The organism is Halohasta sp. A2 (assembly GCF_056175805.1).
Genome location: NZ_JAQFWV010000232.1, coordinates 1 through 374, shown reverse-complemented (window position 1 = coordinate 374; position 374 = coordinate 1). Strand labels below are relative to the sequence as shown.

Genomic DNA, 374 nt, shown 5'->3' with positions numbered 1-374 from the left:
GATCTTGTGGAACGAAAATCCAGCACGGTTTCGATAGTAGCAGCTTGTTTGGTCACGCTGAAAGCCGCTCGCATCAATTGTTGCAGAACCTGACCAGCCAGCCTGCTCCGCAGAAGCGCGGAGCAGGTGGCGCAGCTCCCGCATTGCGACATCTTGTTCCCACCGGCAGAGAGTTGTATGATCTGGTGTCTTTGGGAGGTTGAGTTCCTCGTGAAGTGGTTTCGAGTCATTGAACCATGCTTCTGTGTCTCGGAAACTCTTGTTGAGTTCCGTATGCAAGAGGATGAGAGTGATCTGCACCCACTCAGCGAACCCGCTGTCGCCAGTTGGCGCAGCGGGTTCATCTGGGTCGTCAACATGCTCTTTAGCAAGAT

General features: G+C 53.7%; 1 pseudogene. It reads right to left on the bottom strand.

The annotated features are described in order from the left end of the window. A pseudogene (locus O2S87_RS18935) lies at window positions 1–374 on the bottom strand (IS5/IS1182 family transposase); the annotation flags it as partial.